Origin of the sequence: Pseudomonas sp. YeP6b (genome assembly GCF_025642995.1) — a bacterium.
Taxonomy (GTDB): Bacteria; Pseudomonadota; Gammaproteobacteria; order Pseudomonadales; family Pseudomonadaceae; genus Aquipseudomonas.
Window position 1 is genome coordinate 786,325 of sequence record NZ_CP080090.1, and the last position, 19,085, is coordinate 805,409.

Annotated in this window: 19 protein-coding genes; 4 read left to right on the forward strand and 15 right to left on the reverse strand. The window is 61.7% G+C overall.

Annotation, left to right across the window (positions count from 1 at the left end):
• Positions 1-15: 15 nt before the first annotated feature.
• The 12 genes from KZH41_RS03505 to KZH41_RS03560 all read right to left on the reverse strand — a co-directional run bounded on the left by KZH41_RS03505 (position 16) and on the right by KZH41_RS03560 (position 10,930).
• A complete protein-coding gene (locus KZH41_RS03505; protein ID WP_242154021.1) occupies positions 16-2,328 on the reverse strand; it encodes an MMPL family transporter in 2,313 nt (770 codons plus the stop codon).
• Positions 2,318-2,908, reverse strand: a complete 591-nt coding sequence (locus KZH41_RS03510; RefSeq protein ID WP_263274395.1) for an outer membrane lipoprotein carrier protein LolA — start codon at positions 2,906-2,908, stop codon at positions 2,318-2,320. Before KZH41_RS03510 ends, KZH41_RS03505 begins: the two co-directional genes overlap by 11 nt.
• Entirely contained in the window at positions 2,905-3,330 is a 426-nt protein-coding gene (locus KZH41_RS03515) for an acyl-CoA thioesterase (RefSeq protein ID WP_263274396.1), read from the reverse strand. The genes KZH41_RS03510 and KZH41_RS03515 overlap by 4 nt, the downstream gene beginning before the upstream one ends.
• Entirely contained in the window at positions 3,323-4,864 is a 1,542-nt protein-coding gene (locus KZH41_RS03520; RefSeq protein ID WP_242154024.1) for an HAL/PAL/TAL family ammonia-lyase, read from the reverse strand. The genes KZH41_RS03515 and KZH41_RS03520 overlap by 8 nt, the downstream gene beginning before the upstream one ends.
• Positions 4,848-5,783 carry a glycosyl transferase gene (locus tag KZH41_RS03525; protein ID WP_094949270.1) on the reverse strand — a complete coding sequence of 312 codons (936 nt, stop codon included), beginning with the start codon at positions 5,781-5,783 and terminating at the stop codon, positions 4,848-4,850. Before KZH41_RS03525 ends, KZH41_RS03520 begins: the two co-directional genes overlap by 17 nt.
• Complete coding sequence (locus tag KZH41_RS03530; protein ID WP_094949269.1) at positions 5,780-6,514, reverse strand: glycosyltransferase family 2 protein; 735 nt, start codon at positions 6,512-6,514, stop codon at positions 5,780-5,782. Before KZH41_RS03530 ends, KZH41_RS03525 begins: the two co-directional genes overlap by 4 nt.
• A 188-nt stretch (positions 6,515-6,702) precedes the next feature.
• On the reverse strand, positions 6,703-8,373 hold the full coding sequence (locus KZH41_RS03535) for an acyl-CoA synthetase family protein (RefSeq protein ID WP_094949268.1): 1,671 nt from the start codon (positions 8,371-8,373) through the stop codon (positions 6,703-6,705).
• On the reverse strand, positions 8,370-8,915 hold the full coding sequence (locus tag KZH41_RS03540) for a hypothetical protein (RefSeq protein ID WP_094949267.1): 546 nt from the start codon (positions 8,913-8,915) through the stop codon (positions 8,370-8,372). Before KZH41_RS03540 ends, KZH41_RS03535 begins: the two co-directional genes overlap by 4 nt.
• Positions 8,912-9,166: an acyl carrier protein gene (locus KZH41_RS03545; protein WP_094949266.1), complete on the reverse strand. Its 255-nt coding sequence runs from the start codon at positions 9,164-9,166 to the stop codon at positions 8,912-8,914. Before KZH41_RS03545 ends, KZH41_RS03540 begins: the two co-directional genes overlap by 4 nt.
• Before the next feature lie 9 nt (positions 9,167-9,175).
• Positions 9,176-9,445 (reverse strand): phosphopantetheine-binding protein, encoded by a 270-nt coding sequence (locus tag KZH41_RS03550; protein WP_032904077.1) that lies wholly within the window; start codon positions 9,443-9,445, stop codon positions 9,176-9,178.
• The gene (locus KZH41_RS03555; protein WP_094949265.1) at positions 9,423-10,235 is read right to left on the reverse strand and encodes a lysophospholipid acyltransferase family protein; all 813 of its coding nucleotides are present in this window, start codon (positions 10,233-10,235) and stop codon (positions 9,423-9,425) included. The genes KZH41_RS03550 and KZH41_RS03555 overlap by 23 nt, the downstream gene beginning before the upstream one ends.
• Positions 10,211-10,930: a beta-ketoacyl synthase chain length factor gene (locus tag KZH41_RS03560; RefSeq protein WP_094949264.1), complete on the reverse strand. Its 720-nt coding sequence runs from the start codon at positions 10,928-10,930 to the stop codon at positions 10,211-10,213. The genes KZH41_RS03555 and KZH41_RS03560 overlap by 25 nt, the downstream gene beginning before the upstream one ends.
• A 348-nt stretch (positions 10,931-11,278) precedes the next feature.
• On the opposite strand from KZH41_RS03560, the gene KZH41_RS03565 reads away from it, so the two are divergent.
• Positions 11,279-12,049, forward strand: a complete 771-nt coding sequence (locus KZH41_RS03565) for a ParA family protein (protein ID WP_012721840.1) — start codon at positions 11,279-11,281, stop codon at positions 12,047-12,049.
• 429 nt (positions 12,050-12,478) lie between these two features.
• Positions 12,479-12,700 carry a DUF6124 family protein gene (locus KZH41_RS03570; RefSeq protein ID WP_242154052.1) on the forward strand — a complete coding sequence of 74 codons (222 nt, stop codon included), beginning with the start codon at positions 12,479-12,481 and terminating at the stop codon, positions 12,698-12,700.
• A gap of 126 nt (positions 12,701-12,826) precedes the next feature.
• On the opposite strand, the gene trxC is transcribed toward KZH41_RS03570, so the two are convergent.
• Positions 12,827-13,261: a thioredoxin TrxC gene (trxC, locus tag KZH41_RS03575; RefSeq protein WP_017138537.1), complete on the reverse strand. Its 435-nt coding sequence runs from the start codon at positions 13,259-13,261 to the stop codon at positions 12,827-12,829.
• 234 nt (positions 13,262-13,495) lie between these two features.
• Between trxC and KZH41_RS03580 the strand changes: the two genes are divergently transcribed.
• Positions 13,496-13,792, forward strand: a complete 297-nt coding sequence (locus KZH41_RS03580) for a type II toxin-antitoxin system HigB family toxin (RefSeq protein ID WP_094949262.1) — start codon at positions 13,496-13,498, stop codon at positions 13,790-13,792.
• Entirely contained in the window at positions 13,789-14,190 is a 402-nt protein-coding gene (locus KZH41_RS03585; protein WP_263274397.1) for a helix-turn-helix domain-containing protein, read from the forward strand. The genes KZH41_RS03580 and KZH41_RS03585 overlap by 4 nt, the downstream gene beginning before the upstream one ends.
• A 5-nt stretch (positions 14,191-14,195) precedes the next feature.
• On the opposite strand, the gene selO is transcribed toward KZH41_RS03585, so the two are convergent.
• Together selO and mscK are read right to left on the reverse strand one after the other, a co-directional pair.
• Complete coding sequence (gene selO / locus KZH41_RS03590; protein ID WP_242154055.1) at positions 14,196-15,659, reverse strand: protein adenylyltransferase SelO; 1,464 nt, start codon at positions 15,657-15,659, stop codon at positions 14,196-14,198.
• Between the two features lie 48 nt (positions 15,660-15,707).
• Positions 15,708-19,046: a mechanosensitive channel MscK gene (gene mscK / locus KZH41_RS03595; RefSeq protein ID WP_263274398.1), complete on the reverse strand. Its 3,339-nt coding sequence runs from the start codon at positions 19,044-19,046 to the stop codon at positions 15,708-15,710.
• Between the last annotated feature and the right edge of the window lie 39 nt (positions 19,047-19,085).

The window sequence follows — 19,085 nt, forward strand, 5'->3', positions numbered from 1 at the left end:
TGGCGGTAATCACATTCATAAGGCGTGCTTCTGTTGGCCGGCCCAAGGCGCCAGCATAAAGCTGAACGCCAGGCCCAAACTGACCGACAGGCCGAAATTACTCACGGCCGGCGTACTCGACACTGCCAGCAGGCCAAACGACAACCAAGTCGTCAGCGCTGCCAGTAGCGTACCTAAAAGACTCACGGCAGGGCCGCCGATTTGCTCGCGCATCAAGATCGCGTAGTCGACGCTGATGGCCGTGACCAGCAGCAGGCCGAACAGGCTGAACAGGGTCAGCGGTTGGCCCAACCAACCCAGGCTGGCCAGGCTGCACAGCGCCGCGAGCAGCGGCAGCGCGACGATGCGCAAGGCGCCGCCGAAGCCGAACGGCAGGATCAGCAACAGCACGATCAGCACGCACGACATCAATTTCAATTCAGCGGCGCTGATCTGCGTGTCGGCGAACACGCGGTTCAAGTCGCCCAGGCGATCGACCAATTGCACGCCGGGCAGGTCCAGCGCCTGCACCCGTAGCAACGCAGGGTTGTTCAAGCCTTGCAGGCTGACCATCGCCGCCACGCCGCCGTTTACCGGGCCCAGCCACAATGTGCGCCAAGGCTCGGCCAACGGGCCTGCCAGCGCGGCATCGATGTCTTCGGTGGGCAGCGCTTGCAGCTGCGCGACTTCGGCTTGCAGCGCGCTGGCGGGCACGCCAAGGTCCAGCAGCGGCTGCCAGTGTTGCGGCAACTGGTTCAGCGCATCGCGCAGTTGTTGTTGCTCGGCTGGCAGGCTGACCAGTTGGTTGAGCGCCAGGTAGCCCTGCAACTTGTCCATATTCACCAGTTGGTCCAGGCGCTGGCCCAAGGCCGCCTGACGCTCCAGCAACTGCTGCTGATTGTCGGCCCGTACCAGGAAGAATTGGCTGGTGGGCTGGAACCCGGTGATGCGCGCCACGGCCTGGGCTTCCTGCAGCAAGTGCGGCGGGGCGCCGATCCATTGGCGGATATCGTTTTTGCTGTTCAGGTGCCACAGGCCACCGGCGCAAAACACCAGCACCAGCGCCAGCAGCACCGGGCTTGGTACGCGTTTGATCAAGGCTGCACGCAACAGCCACAGGCCTTCAGCGATGCGCAGCGGCCATTGCGCTGGGCGCAGCTCCACACCTTTGAGCAGCGCGGGCAACAGGCACACGGCCGACAGGTAGGCGCCGACTAAACCGGCGGCGGAGAACACCGCGATTTGCGTCAGCGCCGGGAAGGGCGTCCAGGCCAGCGCCAAGTAGCCGATGCAACTGGTGGCCAGGCTCAGGCTCAGCCCTGGTAGCGTCAGGCGCAACGCCGGCCAACTGCGCCACGGCTGCAGGCTCCAGCTTTTGGACAGGTAGTGCAGCGGGTAATCCACCGCCACGCCGATCAGGCTGGAGCCCAGCACCAAGGTCATCACATGCATATGGCCGAACAGCGCCACACAGGCCACCGCGCCAAACAGCATGCCCACCAGCACCGGCACAAAGGCCAGCAGCACGCGCCAGCGGCGGAACGCCAACAACAGCAATAACAGAATGCCCAGGGTGGCGCCGCCGCCGACCCAGGTGATTTCGCGGGTCGCCTGTTGCTGACCATTGGCCGCGTAGAGCAACCCGCTGGCGGCGAGCAATTGCGCGTCTTGTTCGCTGGCCTGCGTGCGGCTGGCCTGGAGCAGATCCGCCACTTGCAGCGGCAGTTTCATATCGAAGGCATTGCCGGTGGTACGCGCGCGCAGCAGCACCCAGCTTTTGCCGTCGGCATCGGCGATCAACGCGCCGCTGCCGATATCCAGTTGCACCGAACCGTGCTGCGGCTGGCTGTTCTGGATACGCCCGGTGAGGCCCAGCCAGTCGTCCTGGCTTGGCACCAGGCTGAACCCGGTGAACGGGTCGAACAACGCTTGCACACGCTGCTGAATGAAGGCGTCGGGGTGCTCGATCAGTTGTTCGCGGTCTTTGGCTGAGAGCATCGCCAGTCGCCCGCGCAGCAGTTGCTCGCGCAACGCCGGCAAGTCGGCTTGCAGGTTCCACTGCACTTTTTCAAACAGCCCGCTGGCCTGCCAGTGCTCGCCCAATTGCTGCGCGAGCGCCACGGCTTTTTGCCGATCGGCATGCCCCACCAACACCAGCATTTCGCGGTTCAGCGGTTCCTGCATGCGCTGTTCGGCTTTGAGCTCCAGTGCATCCGGCGTGCTGCCCGGCACCAGCTCCATCAGGTTGGCCGACAGCGGCGCACCCTGGCGCCACTGCCAACCGGCCAGGGCCAGCACGGCCACCAGCAGGATCAGGAACAGGCGCGGTAACAGGCGCTCACTGGGCAAAGTCGTGGCTCTCCGCTTCACTCAACGGTTGGCCGGCCGTGCTGTCCTGCATGCGCAGCACGGTGCTGTCGCCTTGGGTTTCCAGCAGTTGGATGGTTTGGACCAGCTCGCCGCCGTCGATATTGATCTGGGTGAACACTTGCTTGAGCAGCAATGAGCGTGGGGTCAGCGTCAGCTTCCATTGCTTGGCCTCGCCTTGCAGTTGCAGGTCGAAGTCGCGCTGCAGGCCGCTGCTGTCGCCTTGGAGCACGGCGAGGAACAGACGGTTCTGCTCGGCACCGGCGCTCTTGTTCGGCAGCAGCTGCCAGCCGTTGGCGTCGCGGCGCGCGATGCCTTGGGTGCTGATGCGGTAGTCCTGTTGCAACGGCGTTTTCAACAGCCACAGCAGGCCGTGGTCTTTGGCGAGCACGAAGGTGCCTTTGCTGACCAAGGGTTGCGGCAGGGCGCGCAGGTGTTTTTCCTGGGTGAAGGTGCCGTGGATCACTGAGGGTTTAGCCAACTGGTCGCTCAGCTGTTGCAGGTCAAAAGCATGAGCGCTGAGGCTCAGCATCACGCTTGCAAACAGGATTAAAACTCTCATGCCAAGGCCCTTTCGACGGCGTCGGTGAATATTTTCGGCGAGGTTAGCTGCATTTCGCGGCTGGCAATCTCTACCGCCACTTGCACGGTGCTGGCGCGGGTCAGGCGTTCGCCGCTGGCCAGATCAGTGATCAGGTAATTCACCTTCAAACGGTTCTCCCATTCCACCAGGCTGGCGCGCACATTGATCGTTTGGCCAAAGGTGGCGCCGCGCACGTAGCGCAGCTGCATGTCGATCACCGGCCAGGCGTAGCCGGATTCGAGCATCGCGGTGTAGTTATGGCCGAGCTTGTCCAGCAGCGCGCAGCGCGCCACTTCCAGGTACTTCACGTAATGCCCGTGCCACACCACGTTCATGGTGTCGATGTCGAAAAACGGCACGCGGATTTCAGTGTCGCAATGCAACACGCCTTGGCTACGCATGCAGCCTCCAGTGTTGCTCGGCGATACGCTTGAGGCACAGGCGCAGTTCGCCTTCCAGCGCACGGTCTTCGATGACCGGCGGGAAGTCTTTGGCGAGTGCTTCATGCATGGCTGCCAAGGCCGGCGGCAGTGGCCGCGCATCCTCAGCCTGGGCACGCAGCCACACACCTTGGTTGGCCGCGAGCAGGGTGGCGGCGGCCACCTGTTCGGTCAGCTCCAGCACGCGGATCGCATCGCGGGCGGCGATGGTGCCCATGCTCACTTTGTCCTGGTTATGGCACTCGGTGGAGCGCGAGAACACGCTGGCCGGCATGGTGTTTTTCAGCGCTTCGGCGGTCCAGGCACTGGTGCCGATCTGCACGGCCTTGAAGCCGTGGTTGATCATCGCGCGGTCGGCCGGCGCGCCGGACAGGTTGCTCGGCAAGCCGTGGTTGTAACGCACATCCACCAGCAGTGCGAGCTGGCGGTCGAGCAGGTCGGCGACGTTGGCCACCAAGGTCTTGAGGCTGTCCATCGCGAAGGCGATGTGCCCGCCGTAGAAGTGCCCGCCGTGCAGTACGCGTTCTTCTTCGGCGTCGATAATCGGGTTGTCGTTGGCGCTGTTCAGTTCGATCTCGATAAATGAGCGCAGCCAGTTCAGGCTGTCGGCCAGCACGCCGAGCACGTGGGGCGCACAGCGCAGCGAGTAGCGATCCTGCAGGCGGTGCAGCGGTGCGGTTGGCGCATCAATCGCCAGGTCTTTGCGCAGCCACGCGGCGACTTGCATCTGCCCCGGGTGCGGCTTGGCGGCGAACAGGCGCTCGTCAAAGTGTTCCGGGTTGCCTTGCAGCGCCACCACGTTCAGCGCGGTGATGCGCGTGGCCAGTTGCAGCAGGTAGTCGGCGCGGGCGAAGGCCAGGCAGGCGAGGCCGGTCATCACGGCGGTACCGTTCATCAAGGCCAGGGCTTCTTTGGGGCGCAGCACCAGCGGCTCCCAGCCGAGTTCGCGGTGCACATCGGCGGCCTGGCGACGTTCGCCACCGAACATCACTTCGCGCTCGCCGGACAAGGTCGCGGCCACGTAGGACAGCGGCGTCAAATCCCCGCTGGCGCCCACCGAGCCTTCTTCCGGGATCAGCGGCAGCACGTCGTGCGCCAGGAATGCGTGCAGACGCTCCAGCAACTCCACACGCACCCCGGAAACGCCGTGGCACAACGACTGCAAGCGCGCCGCCAGCACCGCGCGGGTGGCTTGTGCGTCGAGCAACTTGCCCAGGCCGCAACCGTGGAAGGTGTACAGGTGACGTGGCAACGCCTCGACGTGCTGCAACGGCACCGCCACCACGCACGAGTCGCCGTAGCCGGTGGTCACGCCGTAGATCACGCCTTCCTTGTCCAGCAGCGAGTCGAGGAACTGCGCGCCTTTGGCAATGCGCTGGCGATACGCCGCGTCGCCCTGCAACTGCGTGGGCGCCTGACGGTTGGCCAAGGCCAACACGTCTTCAATGCGCAAAGCGCGTTCGCCAAAGGTTACCGGCTCAAGATGCGTCGTCATCGGTCTTCCAGAAAGGGTAAAAGTTGAACCATTGTTGGGGCGCTTCCAGGCAGAACTGGCCCAGGCGTGCGGCGTAGCGCGCGGTCCACAGGGCGATGACCTGCTCGCGGGTGCTGCGCTTCCATTCGATCAATTGCGCGAAGGGCTCGATGGTCAAGCGATAGCGGCCCTGGTGTTTCAGGCACATCAGCAGGTTCACCGGGCATTTGAGCAGCCCGGCCAGCAGCCACGGGCCTTGGGGGAATGCTGCGTCAAAACCGAGGAAATCCACACGCACCTTGCGCCCGCCGTGCAGGGGTACGCGGTCGCCGGCAATTGCCAGCCATTCGCCGTCGTCCAGGCGCTGGCTGAGCAGCAGCATGGTCGCCGGGTCCAGTTCGCTGACTTGGATCAGGCGCAAATGGGTGGCCCCGGCTTCGCCCAGCAGGCGGTTGAAACGCTCGGCGTGCTTGGTGTGCACCAGCACGTTCATGGTGACTTGTTCACCCATTTCGGCCAGCGCGCGGCACACTTCAAGGTTGCCCAAATGCGCGCCGACCAGCATCTGCCCGCGTTCACCGCGCAGTTGCCCGCGCAATTGCGCCGGGTCGTTGATTTCGATCTGTTCCAGGTGCAGCTTGCCGTTCCACACGTCGAGCTTGTCGAGCAATGAGTCGGCAAACGCCATGAACTGGCCGAAGACTTTTTTATGCGTAGGCCGCAGCTCATCGCGCCCGCTCCAGTCGGCCAGGCGCTGCTGGTATTCCCAGGCGCTGTGGCGTGCTGTGCGGCCGAACAGGAAAAAGTACAGCACGATGCCGTACAGCAACGGGCTCAGCAGGCGGCGGCCAAGGACTTTAGCGGCGACGGCGGTGAGTTTCATCAGCCAGAAACTGCCGCGTTCTTCGCGGTCGGCCCAGTGCTTGGTGTTGTCGCTCATGCCTGCCACCGTCGCCACAGGATCATCGGCGCACGCACCAGCATGCCGAAGAACAACCGCGTGTGCATGGCCGAGATGCGCACGTTGTCGCGCAGCAGGCGGAAGTGCGACACGCCGTCGGCGGGGTAGTGCACCTTGGTCGGCAGCCAGCGCATTGGCTGGTTACGCCAAGCCAGGCGCACCAGGATGTCGGAGTCGAAATCCATGCGCGTGCCGATGTAGGCCGAGTCCATCAGGGCCAGCGTAGGCGCCAGCGGGTACACGCGAAAGCCGCACATCGAGTCGCGAATCTGCAGCGACAGGGTGTTGATCCACACCCACACGTGGGTCAGGTAGCGTGCGTAGAGGCGGCCCTTGGGCACGCTGTCGTCGTATTCGGGGTAGCCGCAGATTACGGCGTCGGGGTGCCTGCGTGAGGTATCGAGGAAACTCTCGACTTCGCGCAGGTCGTGCTGGCCGTCGGCGTCTACTTGCAGGGCATGCGTGAAGCCCAGGCGCGCGGCTTCGCGGAAACCGGCCATCACTGCGCCGCCTTTGCCTTGGTTGTTGGGCAAGGTCAGCAGGGTGACGTTTTCGAGTGTGGCCAATTGCGCCAAGACCGCCGCGCAGGCCGGGCTGCTGCCGTCGTCGACCAACAGGCACGGCAGGCCGCTGTTCAGCAGGCTGTGGACCACGGCGGGTACGGCGGCTTCATGGTTGTAGACCGGGATCAGGGCGCAGGGGTTATGCATGGCTCACCCAACCGACTGGTGGCGGACTTCCTGTGGTGAGCAGGCTTGCCCCGCGTTGGGCTGCGAAGCAGCCCCAAAACCTGCCCACTCGGTATGTCTGACACAGCTCGGTTACCTTACTGGGGCCGCTTCGCAGCCCAATGCGAGGCAAGCCCGCTCGCCACAACAATCCCGCCTGCCACAAAAGCTTATGCATGCGCGTTTACCAGTTGGATCCGGCCGCTGGAGCAGGCCGCGACGCCGTTGCGGTAGGCGAAGTACAGCTTGGCGCGTTCCTGGTCGAAGCGCAGGTGCAGTTCAACGTGGTCGCCGGGGCGTACCAGTTGCTGGAACTTGAGCACTTCCATGCCGGCAAAGGTTGTGGGCAAATCCAGCAACTGCTGGCCGAGGTTAAAGGCCCATTCCACCTGCACCACACCTGGCAAAACCGGCGTGACCGGGAAGTGGCCGCTGAAATAGGCCAGGTCCGGCGGGATGCTCAGTTGCACGGTCCATTCACCGTTGGCTTCGACTTGCTCCAGCACTTCGGGCGCTTTTGGCCGTGGTGCGAGCAGCAGCGCCGCCACATCCGCCTGGGGCAGTTTGCCTTGAGCATTCAGTGGCAACTGGCGCAGCAACCGCCAGCGACGTGGCAGGGCCAGTGCTTCGCAGTGTTGGCTCAGGTGCTGGCGTAAGGTTTGGGTGACGGTGCGGCGGCCCTGATTGCGCAGCGCATGCAGGCCATCGGCGCTCAGCACCACCAGCGCGCCGAGGGAGGCGCGGTTTTCCTGCACCACGCCCAGGCGGGTTTCGGCGACCCAGGCGTGGGCCATCAGCGCCTGCTCCAACATGGGCAGGGAGATGCGTTTTTCTTCCAGCTTGACGATGCGGTCCAGGCGGCCCAGCAGCTCAAAGCGGCCATCGGAATGAATGCGGGCGGCGTCGGCGGTCTGTTCGATATGCCCCTCGGGCAGGTAAGGCGACGCAATGCGCAGGGCGCCGTCGGCATCCTGGCTCAGCGCTACGTCGGCGAACGGCTGCCACGGCTGCGCGCCTTGGCGCCAGGCGATGCCGCCGGTTTCCGAGCTACCGAGGATTTCCGTCGGCCATTGCTGCAAACGGTCATAAAGGCTGCCGGCGGCCTCGATGGGCAACGCGCCACCTGAGGAAAACACCCGTGCCACCTGGCTCAGCGCGGGCCAGTCGAGGTTGTCGCCCATGCGCTTGAGCAGCGCGGGGCTGGCGACCCAGGCGAATTGTGGGTGTTCGCGGCTGGCGCGCTGCATGTCTTCGGGGAAGGCCAGTTGTTTGCGCACAAAGGTGCGACCGGCGCACAACGGCCACAACACCCGGAACAGCAAACCGTAGATGTGTTGGGTGGCAACGCTGCCGATGATGCACGCGTCTTTAAGGTCCGCACCCCACAGGGTTTCCAGCGCCTGAACTTCGTTAGCCAGTTGGCGCAGGGTCTTGTCGATGCGCTTGGGTTCGCCACTGGAGCCGGAGGTACACAGGCTCAGTTGGCAGGTATCCAGGTCGAGTGCGGCGGCGCTCAACGGCGGCTGATACAGCGCGTCAAGATCGGCGGCCTCAATCAGCCAGGCATCCACGGCGTCGTCCCAGCGCTGGCGCGTTTGGGGCTGCAGGTCGGCGGGCAGCAACACGCTGGCGCCGGCACGCCAGGCGCCGAGCAGGGCAATCGCCAGCAGGCCTGCGTCTTCCAGGTGCACGGCCAGACGCTGGATACCGCGCGCCTGCAAGCCTGCCGCCAGGCTCAGGGATTGCGCCCACAGCTGGGCGTGATTCATCGCAGGTTCGGTGGTGACCAAACGCTGTTCCAGCGGCTCAAGCAGCAGGTGCTCAAGTTTCAACCCATTCATACGCGGCCTCGAACCCTTTGTCGTACCAGCCATTCCACGGCAAACAACAACCCCATCAGCCCGTAGGCGATCAGGCCGTTGTACAACGTCCACCAGCTCAGCGGCGCCCATAAGGTGAGGGCGGCGGCGAGTAGGCCATTACACAGAAAAAACACACTCCACACCACGGTGACCTGGCGCGTATAGATAATTGCCTTGGGCGGCAGGTGCGGGTCGGTCATGCGCGCCAGGCGCTCGACCATTGGCGGGCCGTATTTCAGGCTCAGGCCGAACAGTGCCAGCATGAAGGCGCTGACCAGGCTGGGGTACCAGCGCAGCAGCTGCGGGTTGTCGAACCAGGCCAGCAACAGGCAAAACACAATCACCGCCACCGCCATCCAGCGGCTGCCGGGGCGTCGTGCGCCGGTCAGCGCACGCAGCAGCCACAGGCTGCCCAGCAGCAAGCCGAATTGCCACGGCGCAAAGTGCTCGGTGCCGTAATACACCGCAAACGGATACAGCAGCCCCGCCAGCAACAGGCCAAGGCCGATCAGCCGGCTCATGCGGCAGGTGTGACCAGACGGTACACCGCCTCAACCACGTCGTTTACGGTGCGCACAGCCTTGAATTCTTCGGCGGCGATCTTCTTGCCGGTTTGGCGTTTGATGTGGTCGATCAGGTCCACGGCGTCAATGCTGTCGATCTCCAGGTCCTGGTACAGGTTGGCATCGAGGGTGACGCGCGAAGGCTCCAGTTCAAACAGTTCCACCAAGGCGTCGCGCAAGGTGTTGAAAATATCGTCACGAGTTTGCATGGTCCGGTCTCAAGCTGCCTGTCTGGCCGTGACGAACGCCGCAAGGCTGGCCACGTTGGTGAAGTGATTGCGCGTGTCTTTGGCGTCGGCATCGATTTTGATGCCGTACTTTTTCTGGATCGCCAGGCCCAATTCCAGGGCGTCTACCGAATCCAGGCCCAAGCCTTCGCCGAACAGGGTCTGGTCGCTGCCGATGTCGTCGACGCTGATGTCTTCCAGGCCCAGGGCCTCGATGATCAGCGTCTTTATGTCGTGCTCAAGGCGGTGTTGGTCGCTCATCTTCGGCGAGCTCCTTAATAAAATAGTGGTGCAGGTAATCGTTGAGCTTGCGTGAAGCCTGGGGCGCGGGCCCGAGTGCGGCAAAGGCGTGTGGTTCTATATCGGCACCCACGCGCAAACTGAAATGAAATCGACGTTTAGGAATGCGGTACCAGGGTTCTGCCTTGGTCAAGGTGGTGGGGCTGACCTTGATCACCACCGGGGTGATGATTGTCGCACCGCGCAGCGCAATGGCGGCGCCACCGCGATGAAAGGCGGGCGCCGCGCCAGGTGTGGTGCGGGTGCCTTCCGGAAAGATGATCAGGGTCTGGCCTTGGCGCAGTGCCTCGGCGGCGGCATCGAGCATTTCGGCGCTGCCGTCATTGCTGATATAGCCTGCATCACGCACCGGCCCACGGGTGAACGGGTTCTGGAACAGGCTCTGCTTGACCACGCAATTGGTCTGGCGCATCAGGCCGATCAAAAACACCACGTCGATCAGCGACGGGTGGTTGGCGACGATCATCTGGCCCGGGCGGCCGAGTTTTTCTGCGCCTTCGACGCTGTAGGTCAGCACGCCGGCGCGCTGCATCATGCGGATGAAGAACCAGAACAGTTTGCTGATGGTGTGGCGAGCGCGACGCTGGTGTTGTTCAGCGCTGCCCGGCAGGCAACTGAGCAACGGGAATACCAGCAAACGCAGGCACAGCCCGCCCACGCCGAACATGAAGAAGCTGGCGGCGGTGGCGAACAGGCGCCAGTAATAGGCGTCCCGTGGTTTGTCGGTCAAGGCTTGCGTTGCCAGTTCCATACACGGTTCTTCCAAGCATGTTGGCAGGCGACCTGTTCAGTGAGCAGGGTGCGCAGCAGGTTCAGGGCGTGGGGCCACTGGGTTTGACTGAGTTGGACAGCGCCGCTGTTTAGTTCCATTTGCCACTCGTCGCCCGGTGTCAGCAGCAGGCCGACGGCGTAGGGAAAGGGCACGTCATGGATCCAGCTGGCATAGGCCTCGGGCGGTTGTTCTTCGGTGATTACCAGCAACACCGCGGGGGCGCCCTCGTTGAGCAGCGCGGCGGCTTCGAGCATGCCGTGCTCCAGGCCATCGCCGGCGGCGGCTAGGGCAGTCATTTCGCTGGTTTCATTGCGCAGGATCGACCACAGGCCGATCACCGCGTTGTGCACCGACAGGCTGAACTGGGTCGGCGATAGGGGCTGGTCATTGGCCAGGTCGCTGAGAATATCGAGGGTGCGCGGGGTTTCGCCGTGCCGTGAAATAAACACGAGTGGCAGGTCTTGCAGGCCTTCGGCCAGCGGCCAACCCACGCTAAAGGCCATGCGCGCCAGTCGGCTCAGGCGGCGGCGCTGCATGGCCGGCAGGAAGGATACGTCCGGCGAAGCATCGCTGGCAGGCAGCAACACCGGGGCTTGGCACCAGGCGTGCCAGTCGTGCGCACTTTCCAGGCCGGGAGCCCAGGCGCGCCATTGGGCGATGTTGAAAGTGATCACTGAGAAGTTATCCCGCCCCTGCGGGCTTCCATGTGCGGCCGTTGGCCCCGAATACCGGGACAGGGAGCAATAGCCGAGTGGCGCGCATTATCCCGGTGCTGCGGGGTTCTAGCAAACGTTGGTAAAGAATTGTTCATGGCTAATTACAATTTGGTAGTAAAGATTTACCGATTGTCCTTTACCCGATGCCGGACTGGCTTGTAGGAATATTCCTTTTTGCGTATCGGCTACGTATGTCAGTCGAGGTGAGACGCGCGGTTGATGCAGCAGTGCATGAATGAACGAGGTAGCTAACAGGCGCTTTTGCCCTCTACACTCGGACATTCATTGATACACGGAGGTTTTTCCATGCGGCGTGTGGTGTTCAATCAGAAAGGCGGCGTTGGCAAGTCCAGCATTGCCTGCAACCTGGCGGCGGTCAGCGCCAGTGAAGGCTATCGAACCCTGTTGGTGGACCTCGATGCACAAGCCAACTCAACCCAGTACCTCACCGGGCTGACCGGCGACGATATCCCGATGGGCATTGCCGAGTTCTTCAAGCAAACCCTGTCTTCCGGGCCGTTTTCCAAGAAGAACCGCGTGGATATCTACGAAACGCCGTTCGACAACCTGCACGTCATCACCGCGACCGCCGAGCTCGCGGACCTGCAGCCCAAACTTGAAGCCAAGCACAAGATCAACAAGCTGCGAAAGCTGCTGGACGAGTTGAGCGAAGATTACGACCGGATTTACCTTGATACGCCGCCGGCGCTGAATTTCTATGCAGTATCGGCGCTGATTGCCGCTGATCGCGTGTTGATCCCTTTCGATTGCGACAGTTTCTCGCGCCAGGCGCTGTATGGCCTGCTGGCAGAAATCGAAGAATTGAAGGAAGACCACAACGAAGGCCTGGAAGTGGAAGGCATCGTGGTCAATCAGTTCCAGGCCCGCGCAAGCCTGCCTCAGCAGATGCTCGATGAGTTGATTGCCGAGGGCCTGCCGGTGCTGCCGGTGTACCTGGCCAGCTCCGTGCGCATGCGCGAGTCGCATCAGGAGAACAAGCCACTGATCCACCTGGACCCACGGCATAAGCTGACGCAGCAGTTTGTGGAGTTGCATAACTTGCTGGAAAACGCGTGACTCTTGCCGGCAGCGCAATAACCCTGTGGGAGCTGGCTTGCCTGCATCGCAGGCAAGCCAGCTCCCACATTTGGTTTTGCATTCCTGCAGGGGGATTTGGATTGTTCCCACAGGGGCTGTAGGAAGGGTCTGGCAAGCGGGGGTGTGCCTTGTCTCATTGCCTACAGATAAGCCAGAATCGCCCGGCTTGTGCGTCTGGATGGGCGTCTTTAAGGTTCTTCGGTCACTGAATGTTCAGTGATCGGGTTTAGTAGCCCGTGGTGAGACGTACAGCAACTCTTCGGTCAGGACCTTCCTGAACGTGATGGTGGCTGTACGGAGGGCGCTTTCGAGCGCGCCGGTTTGCGTCTCCCCGGTCTACTAACCTGCGTACAGCTGCCACCCTCCGTTTAGTAGCGGCTGGTTGCGGCTTCTACTAGGAGACGTTCCATGGTTAACCTTTATACCGTTGCACCCAACCTCCCCACCGAAACCCTCGTGCTTAACAGCTACGAAACCTTCTCTTCCGTGCGCACGCTGCTACTCAAGCTATCCAACGACCTCACCGGCGAACACCGCGACGTCGCCCTAGTCATCCACCAATTAAGCGAACTCGGCGTACAACTCGTAGGCCAGATGATGGACCGCGAAACCCCCGTACCCCAAGCTTAAAACGCGGTCAAACTGTGGGAGCTGGCTTGCCTGCGATGCAGGCAACTTGGTCTTCAGTTAGACCGAGGTGATGCCATCGCAGGCAAGCCAGCTCCCACATTTGACCGAGTTGATATTGGGTTTGGGTTACACGCCCTGGCTGCGCAACCAACTCATCAACTGCGGCAACGGAAACGCCCCACTCTGGCGCGCCACTTCGCGGCCGTTCTTGAACAGAATCAAACTGGGAATCGAGCGAATCCCCAACTGCGCCGACAGCTGCTGATTAGCCTCGCTGTCCAGCTTGGCCAACCGACACTTACCCTCCAACTGCCCAGCCGCCTGTTCAAACACCGGCGCAAACGACTTGCACGGCCCGCACCATTCGGCCCACACATCCACCAGCAACGGCAGGTCGCCTTTTATTTGGCTCGCGTAGTCGCCTTGTTTCAGCTCAAAGGGCTTGTTCAGCAACACCGGTTGCTTACAGCGCCCGCATTTCGGCGCATCACCCAGGCGCTCGCCGGGGATGCGGTTGAGGCCGTTGCAATGAGGGCAGGGGATGACGAGAGGTTCGGACATGGTGGGCTCCTTGGAATTGGCCATGGAGTGAATTTGGAGTCAGTGACCGGGTTTATCAAGGTGTGGAGCAAATGACTCATCCACTCACAGTTTGCCCAAGCTGGTGTGAGGCGGTCTATCTAAGCTGTCAGCGCTTGTTCTGTTTTACGCCATCTGTCTGTTTGCAAATATAGCAAATTGCGATAATTCGGATTCGGGTTTAACCTTCATAGCAAGATGCGATAAGGATGTTGCATGCGAGTGATCAGCGAGAAAAGGATCTGGGAAGCAAAGGAAAAGTGGCCACGTTCAGCAACGGCTTTGGATCAGTGGTATCGGGTAATGAAGCAAAACGCCCCCAAAGACTTCGCGGCGATGAAAGCCATGTTTCCCGCCACGGATAAGGTCGGGGAGTTTCATGTATTCGATATTGGAGGCAACAAGCTGCGGCTTATTGCTGGCGTGGAGTATCGGGCGCAGCGCGTTTACATCAAGCACCTGCTTGATCACCGCGATTATGAGAAAGATAAATGGAAGGAAAAAATAAGATGAGTGCGCTTATGCGAGTAGCGGCCGAACACTGGCAATTTGTTTCGCCAGTGATGCGCAAACCTGAAAACGAGGCGGACTACGACGCACTGGTGTGTGGTTTGGACGAGTTGTTAAGCCTGGTCGGCGAAAACGAGGACAGCCCGCTGATGAGCTTGGTAGATATCCTCAGTGACTGGATCGAAGCCTACGATCATGAGCATCGCCCAATGCCCGCCGCCAGTGGCGTCGACGTGCTGCGCTACATGATGCGCGAGCACGGTTTAAACCAGAGTGATCTGCCAGGTGTAGGTACACAGTCGGTTGTTTCAGAAATCCTGAGCGGAAAGCGCCAGCTCAACGTGCGGCAAATACGTTGGCTGGCGGAACGTTTCAGGGTGTCAGTGGAAACGTTTATCTAAAGGTTTTATGAAGAACAACTAATCTCCAAATGCTTACCCCAATCCGGCGGCCGCTGGGCGTATTGCTCCATCCCAGCCTGCTCTTCAAACGGCTTGCTCAGCACTTCATGCAGGCGCCGTACTTCGCTGTAATCGCCTGACTCGGCGGCGGCGATGGCGTTTTGCGCCAGATAGTTGCGCAGGATGTACAGCGGGTTTACCGCGTGCATGCGCTCGCGGCGTTGTGCTTCGCTGTAGTCGCCGTCCCGCGCAACGCGGGCCTTGTACTGCTCGGCCCAGGCATCGAACCCGGCGAGGTCGACAAAGTCATCACGCAGCCGCGCCACGGCCAGCGCCGTCGACTCATCGCCCAGGCGGCGGAAGAACAGCGTGTAGTCCACGCCGCTGTTTTGCATCAGCTTGAGCAACTGCTCCACCAGTTTCTGGTCATCCTCTTCGGCGATGGTCAGCCCTAGCCGGCGGCGCATCAGGTCCAGGTAATGGGCCTGATACAGCGGCAGGTATAGCCCGAGGGCTTCCTTCAAGGCGTCGACGCTGATAAACGGCGTGAGCGCCTGGGCCAGCGCGCTGAGGTTCCACTGCCCAATCGGCACCTGATTGCTGAAGGAATAACGGCCTTCGTGATCGGAGTGGTTGCAGATGAAGTGCGCGTCAAAGTCATCGAGAAACGCAAACGGCCCGAAGTCGAAGGTGATGCCGAGGATCGACATATTGTCGGTGTTCATCACGCCGTGGCAGAAGCCGTAGGCCTGCCATTTGGCGATCATTTCGGCATTGCGCTCGACGATTTCGCTGAACATCGCCAGGTACGGCTCGGGTTGCTCCATGCACTCGGGGTAGTGCAATGAAAGCACGTGTTCGGCCAATTCCTTCTGCTGCTCGGGCTTTTTGGTGTAGTAGAAATACTCGAAATGCCCGAAGCGGATATGGCTGTGCGCCAGGCGCAACACCATCGCGCCACGTTCCTGTTTCTCACGCCAAACCGGCGTGTTGGAGCCGATTACGCACAAGGCGCGGCTGCTGGGGATGCCCAAGGCGTGCAGGGCTTCGGAAGCGAGAAACTCACGAATCGAAGAGCGCAGCACCGCGCGGCCATCGCCCATGCGCGAGTAAGGCGTCAGCCCGGCGCCTTTGAGGTGCAGGTCCCAATGCTCGCCGGCTTGGTTGTACACCTCGCCGAGCAACAACCCGCGGCCATCGCCCAATTGCGGGGAGTAGCCGCCGAACTGATGCCCGGAATAGACCATCGCCCTAGGCTCCGCTTCGGCCCACAGCTTATGCCCGCTGAACAGCTCGGCAAATACTGGCGTTTCGGCCACCACCGGGTCGAGGTCGAGCAGGGCCATGGCCGCATTACTCGCCACCACCAGGCGCGGTTCGTCGAGGGGGTCAGGCAGTACGTGGGTCGAGAACGCGTCGCCCAGGCGTGCGAAGCGGTTGTCGAAGGTCAGTTCGTCGAGGGCTTTCACCGGCCATCTCCAGCAGAATGTCCGAGCATTCTGCTGGGGATAGGCGCGTTAGTCGAGTTTGCTCGGCGGCGGTTCTTGCGCGCCGCCGTCATTGGCGGGCTTGGCCGGGGTGTCGACTTCCACCAGTTTGTATTCCTGGCCGTGGAGGTTCTTGAGGTAGACCTCCATCTGGCGGAACGAGATGTTGATGTGGTGGGTCTTGAACTCGCGGTTGATAAAGCGGTTCACCTCGTCGATCACCGGGTTACGGTCACCGAGGTCGCGCACGTGCATACGCAGTTCATGGTCGAGGGTGCTTTCGCCGAAGTTGAGGAAGTACACATGGGGTTCCGGCTCTTTCAGCACGCGTGGGTTTTCTCGCGCGGCCTTGAGTAGCAATTCCTTCACCAGGTCCAGGTCGGAGCCGTAGTCCACGCCCAGTTTCAGGGTGACCCGGGTGATGGTGTCGGTCAGCGACCAGTTGATCAACTGGCCGGTGATGAAGGTCTTGTTCGGGACAATGATGTCCTTGCGGTCGAAGTCGGTGATGGTGGTGGCGCGGATGCGGATCTTGCTGACCGTGCCCGACAGGTTGCCGATGGTGATGGTGTCGCCGATACGCACCGGGCGTTCGAACAGGATCATGATGCCGGAGATAAAGTTGGCAAAGATCTCCTGCAATCCGAAGCCCAACCCCACCGTCAAGCCTGCCGCCAGCCATTGCAATTTGTCCCAGCTCACGCCGAGCGTGGACAAGGCGGACACGAAGCCGATGCCGGCAATCATGTACGACAGCAAGGTGGTGGTTGCATACGCGCTGCCTTGGGCCAAATCCAGCTTGGACAACACCAGTACTTCGAGCAAGCCGGGCAAGTTGCGCGCCAGGGCAACGGTTATGCCGACGATGATCGACGCTCCCAGCAAGTCGCCGATACTGATCGGCACCATGCTGATATTGGCGCCGGTGCCGCTGGAGTATTCGTAAAGAGTGATGTTGTCCAGGTAGGAGAACACGGTGATCAGGTCTTTCCACACCCAATACAGCGCCGCGATGAAACCGCCGAGCAAGGCCAGGCGGATCAGGCGCATGGACTGTTCGTTGACCTGCTCGATGTCCAGGGTCGGCTCTTCGATCACCGCTTCGCCATCACCGGCTTCCTTGGCCGCCTGGCGCTTGGCCAGGGCGCGCGCGTAGGCCAGGCGCCGTGCGGCAACGCCCAGGCCACGCACGAAGGTGGCTTCGATTACCAGCCAGAACATCAGCAGGTACAGGGTGTTGATCAAGCGGTCGCTGAGTTTGAGCGCGGTGTAGTAGTAGCCAAAGCACACCGCGATGAACAGGGCGACGGGCAGGGCGGTAAACACCAGGCCCATGGCTTTACGAAACAGAGAGGCTTTTTCGTGGGTCGGGCTGTGCAGCAGCAGGCGGCCCAGCAGCCAGGCCATCAGTGCGTAGCAGGTCAGCACCACGGCGATGCCCAGCACGTCGTCGGCCAGCGCCGCCGGTTGGTGCTCGGCGATTGCCACCACGGCCACCAGGGCCAGTACCACCAGCCCGAGCTTGCGCACCCAGCCTTGGAGGAATTGGACCTGGGTTTTTTCCCAGCGGAAGTGCAGTTCCGCCACGCCGCCCTGCGCGAGGATGCGGTAAGCGGTGTAGAACACCAACCAGGCCTGGGCGATTTGCAGCAGGGCCGAGCCCAGGTTGGCGTTTTGCCCACGGGCGTCGATTTGCAACGCGTAGCCGCACAGCGCCAGGCCCAGGGAGACCGGCATCGCCAGCAAGATATTGATCAGGATAGCCTGCGGCGTGTGCCATTGGCTGTCGCGCTTGAAGTGGCCGATGTCCAGATGGACCTTGTTCAGCCGTTGGTACAGCGCTTTGCGCCGCCACAACAGGGCACCGATCAACAGCAGCAATGGCAGGAACAGCAGCGGGCGCTGGGTCAGGCCGTCATACAGTTCGCTGACGCTGGAGGCCCATGGCAGGGTGGTGACTTGCTTGCTCAGGTGCGCCGGTACGGTTTCCAGCCACTCGGTGTCCAGCGGCTTGTTGCTGGGGATCCAGAACATTTGCTCGTCGAGTGTCGCGCGCAGGGTGGTGGTGGTGCTGAGTAGTTGTTTTTGGTTCAGTTGCAGGGTGATGGATTCGTTCAGCAGCGCGCTCAGTTCACGGCTCAGGCGCTCCAGCAGATCGCTACGGGTGATCGCCAGTTCCAGTAGGGTGCGGCGTAGTTGCGGGGTGACGTCATCCGGTGGCTGATTGGCCAGCAAGTTATCCACATAGGCGCTGGGGGTGTTGATTTTCTCGCGTTCCTGGTTGATCTCGAACTGGTACAGGCGAATGTTAGCGATATCGTCCGCCAGGTCGCGATCGACCCTGAGGCTTGGCAGTGCTTGTTTCTGCTTATAGAGAATCTTGGAGAGCAGCAGGCTGCCCTTGAGCACGTTGATCTGCTCGTCCAGCGCTGAGTCGCTTTGGGTCACGGTGTCCAGTTGCTGCTTGGTCTGCAGGTTTTTCTGGGTCAGGTCGTTGAGGCGGTCGGTGCTTCTGAGCAGGTAGTCGGACAGCTTCAGGTTGGCTGCGCTTTCGGTGGCCAGCAGGCTGCTGCCGCCAGCTTTCTGCGCTTCGATGGACTGTTGGGTAACGGTCTGCTGGGACTGGGCCAAGCGTTTCTGGTTGATCAGGGTTTGCAGGTCCTGGATTTCCTGCTCCAGGCGGCTGGTTTTCTCCGTCGCCAGGTCGCGCTGGCTGTTGCCCAGATCTTGCAGTTGGCTGTTGCCCGCCAGTTCCTGGCGGCGCAGAGGAATCAAGGCGTTGAGGGCGGCCAGTTCGGCGTTCAATACGTTGCGCTGGTCGCCAGTGAGGGGCTTGCCGTTATCTTTGCCCGCCTTGAGGATCGAATTGATCTGCTGGATGCGGGTCTGGCTGCTGCTGATTTCAGTCTGGGCGCGTTCGGGGCGGGTCTGGGCGGCGATAGACATGCTGTTGGCGTCAGACATGTATTTTTGCAGGTCGCCTTGCTGTGTCGTGCGCTGCACCAGTAATTGCTCAAGCTGCGGCACCGGCAGAGTGGCATAGCGTTGCGTCACTGGGATGATTTTGGTGGCCTTGAGCCTGGCCAATTCACGCTGGTTGTCGGTTGTCTGACGCGGGGCGTCTTCCAGCTGGCGCTTGAGGTCGATGAGGCGCTGTTCGTAATCCTGTTTGTTGCCCAAGTAAGTCAGGGTCTGTTGCAGGATGGTTTGCAGCGCCTTCATGTCGGCGTCAGGCAGCTTGCGGTCGGGCAGCTTGTCCAGGGTTTGCTGGATGGCCTCGGCGCTGGGTGGGTCGGCGGCGTAAACGCTGCCGACACAAAGGGTCAGGCCCAGCAGGGCGGTAGCTAAAAAGGTGCGCAGAGTCGTCATGGATACCGGTCGAACAAGGTAAATAAGGTGGGGGGCGTG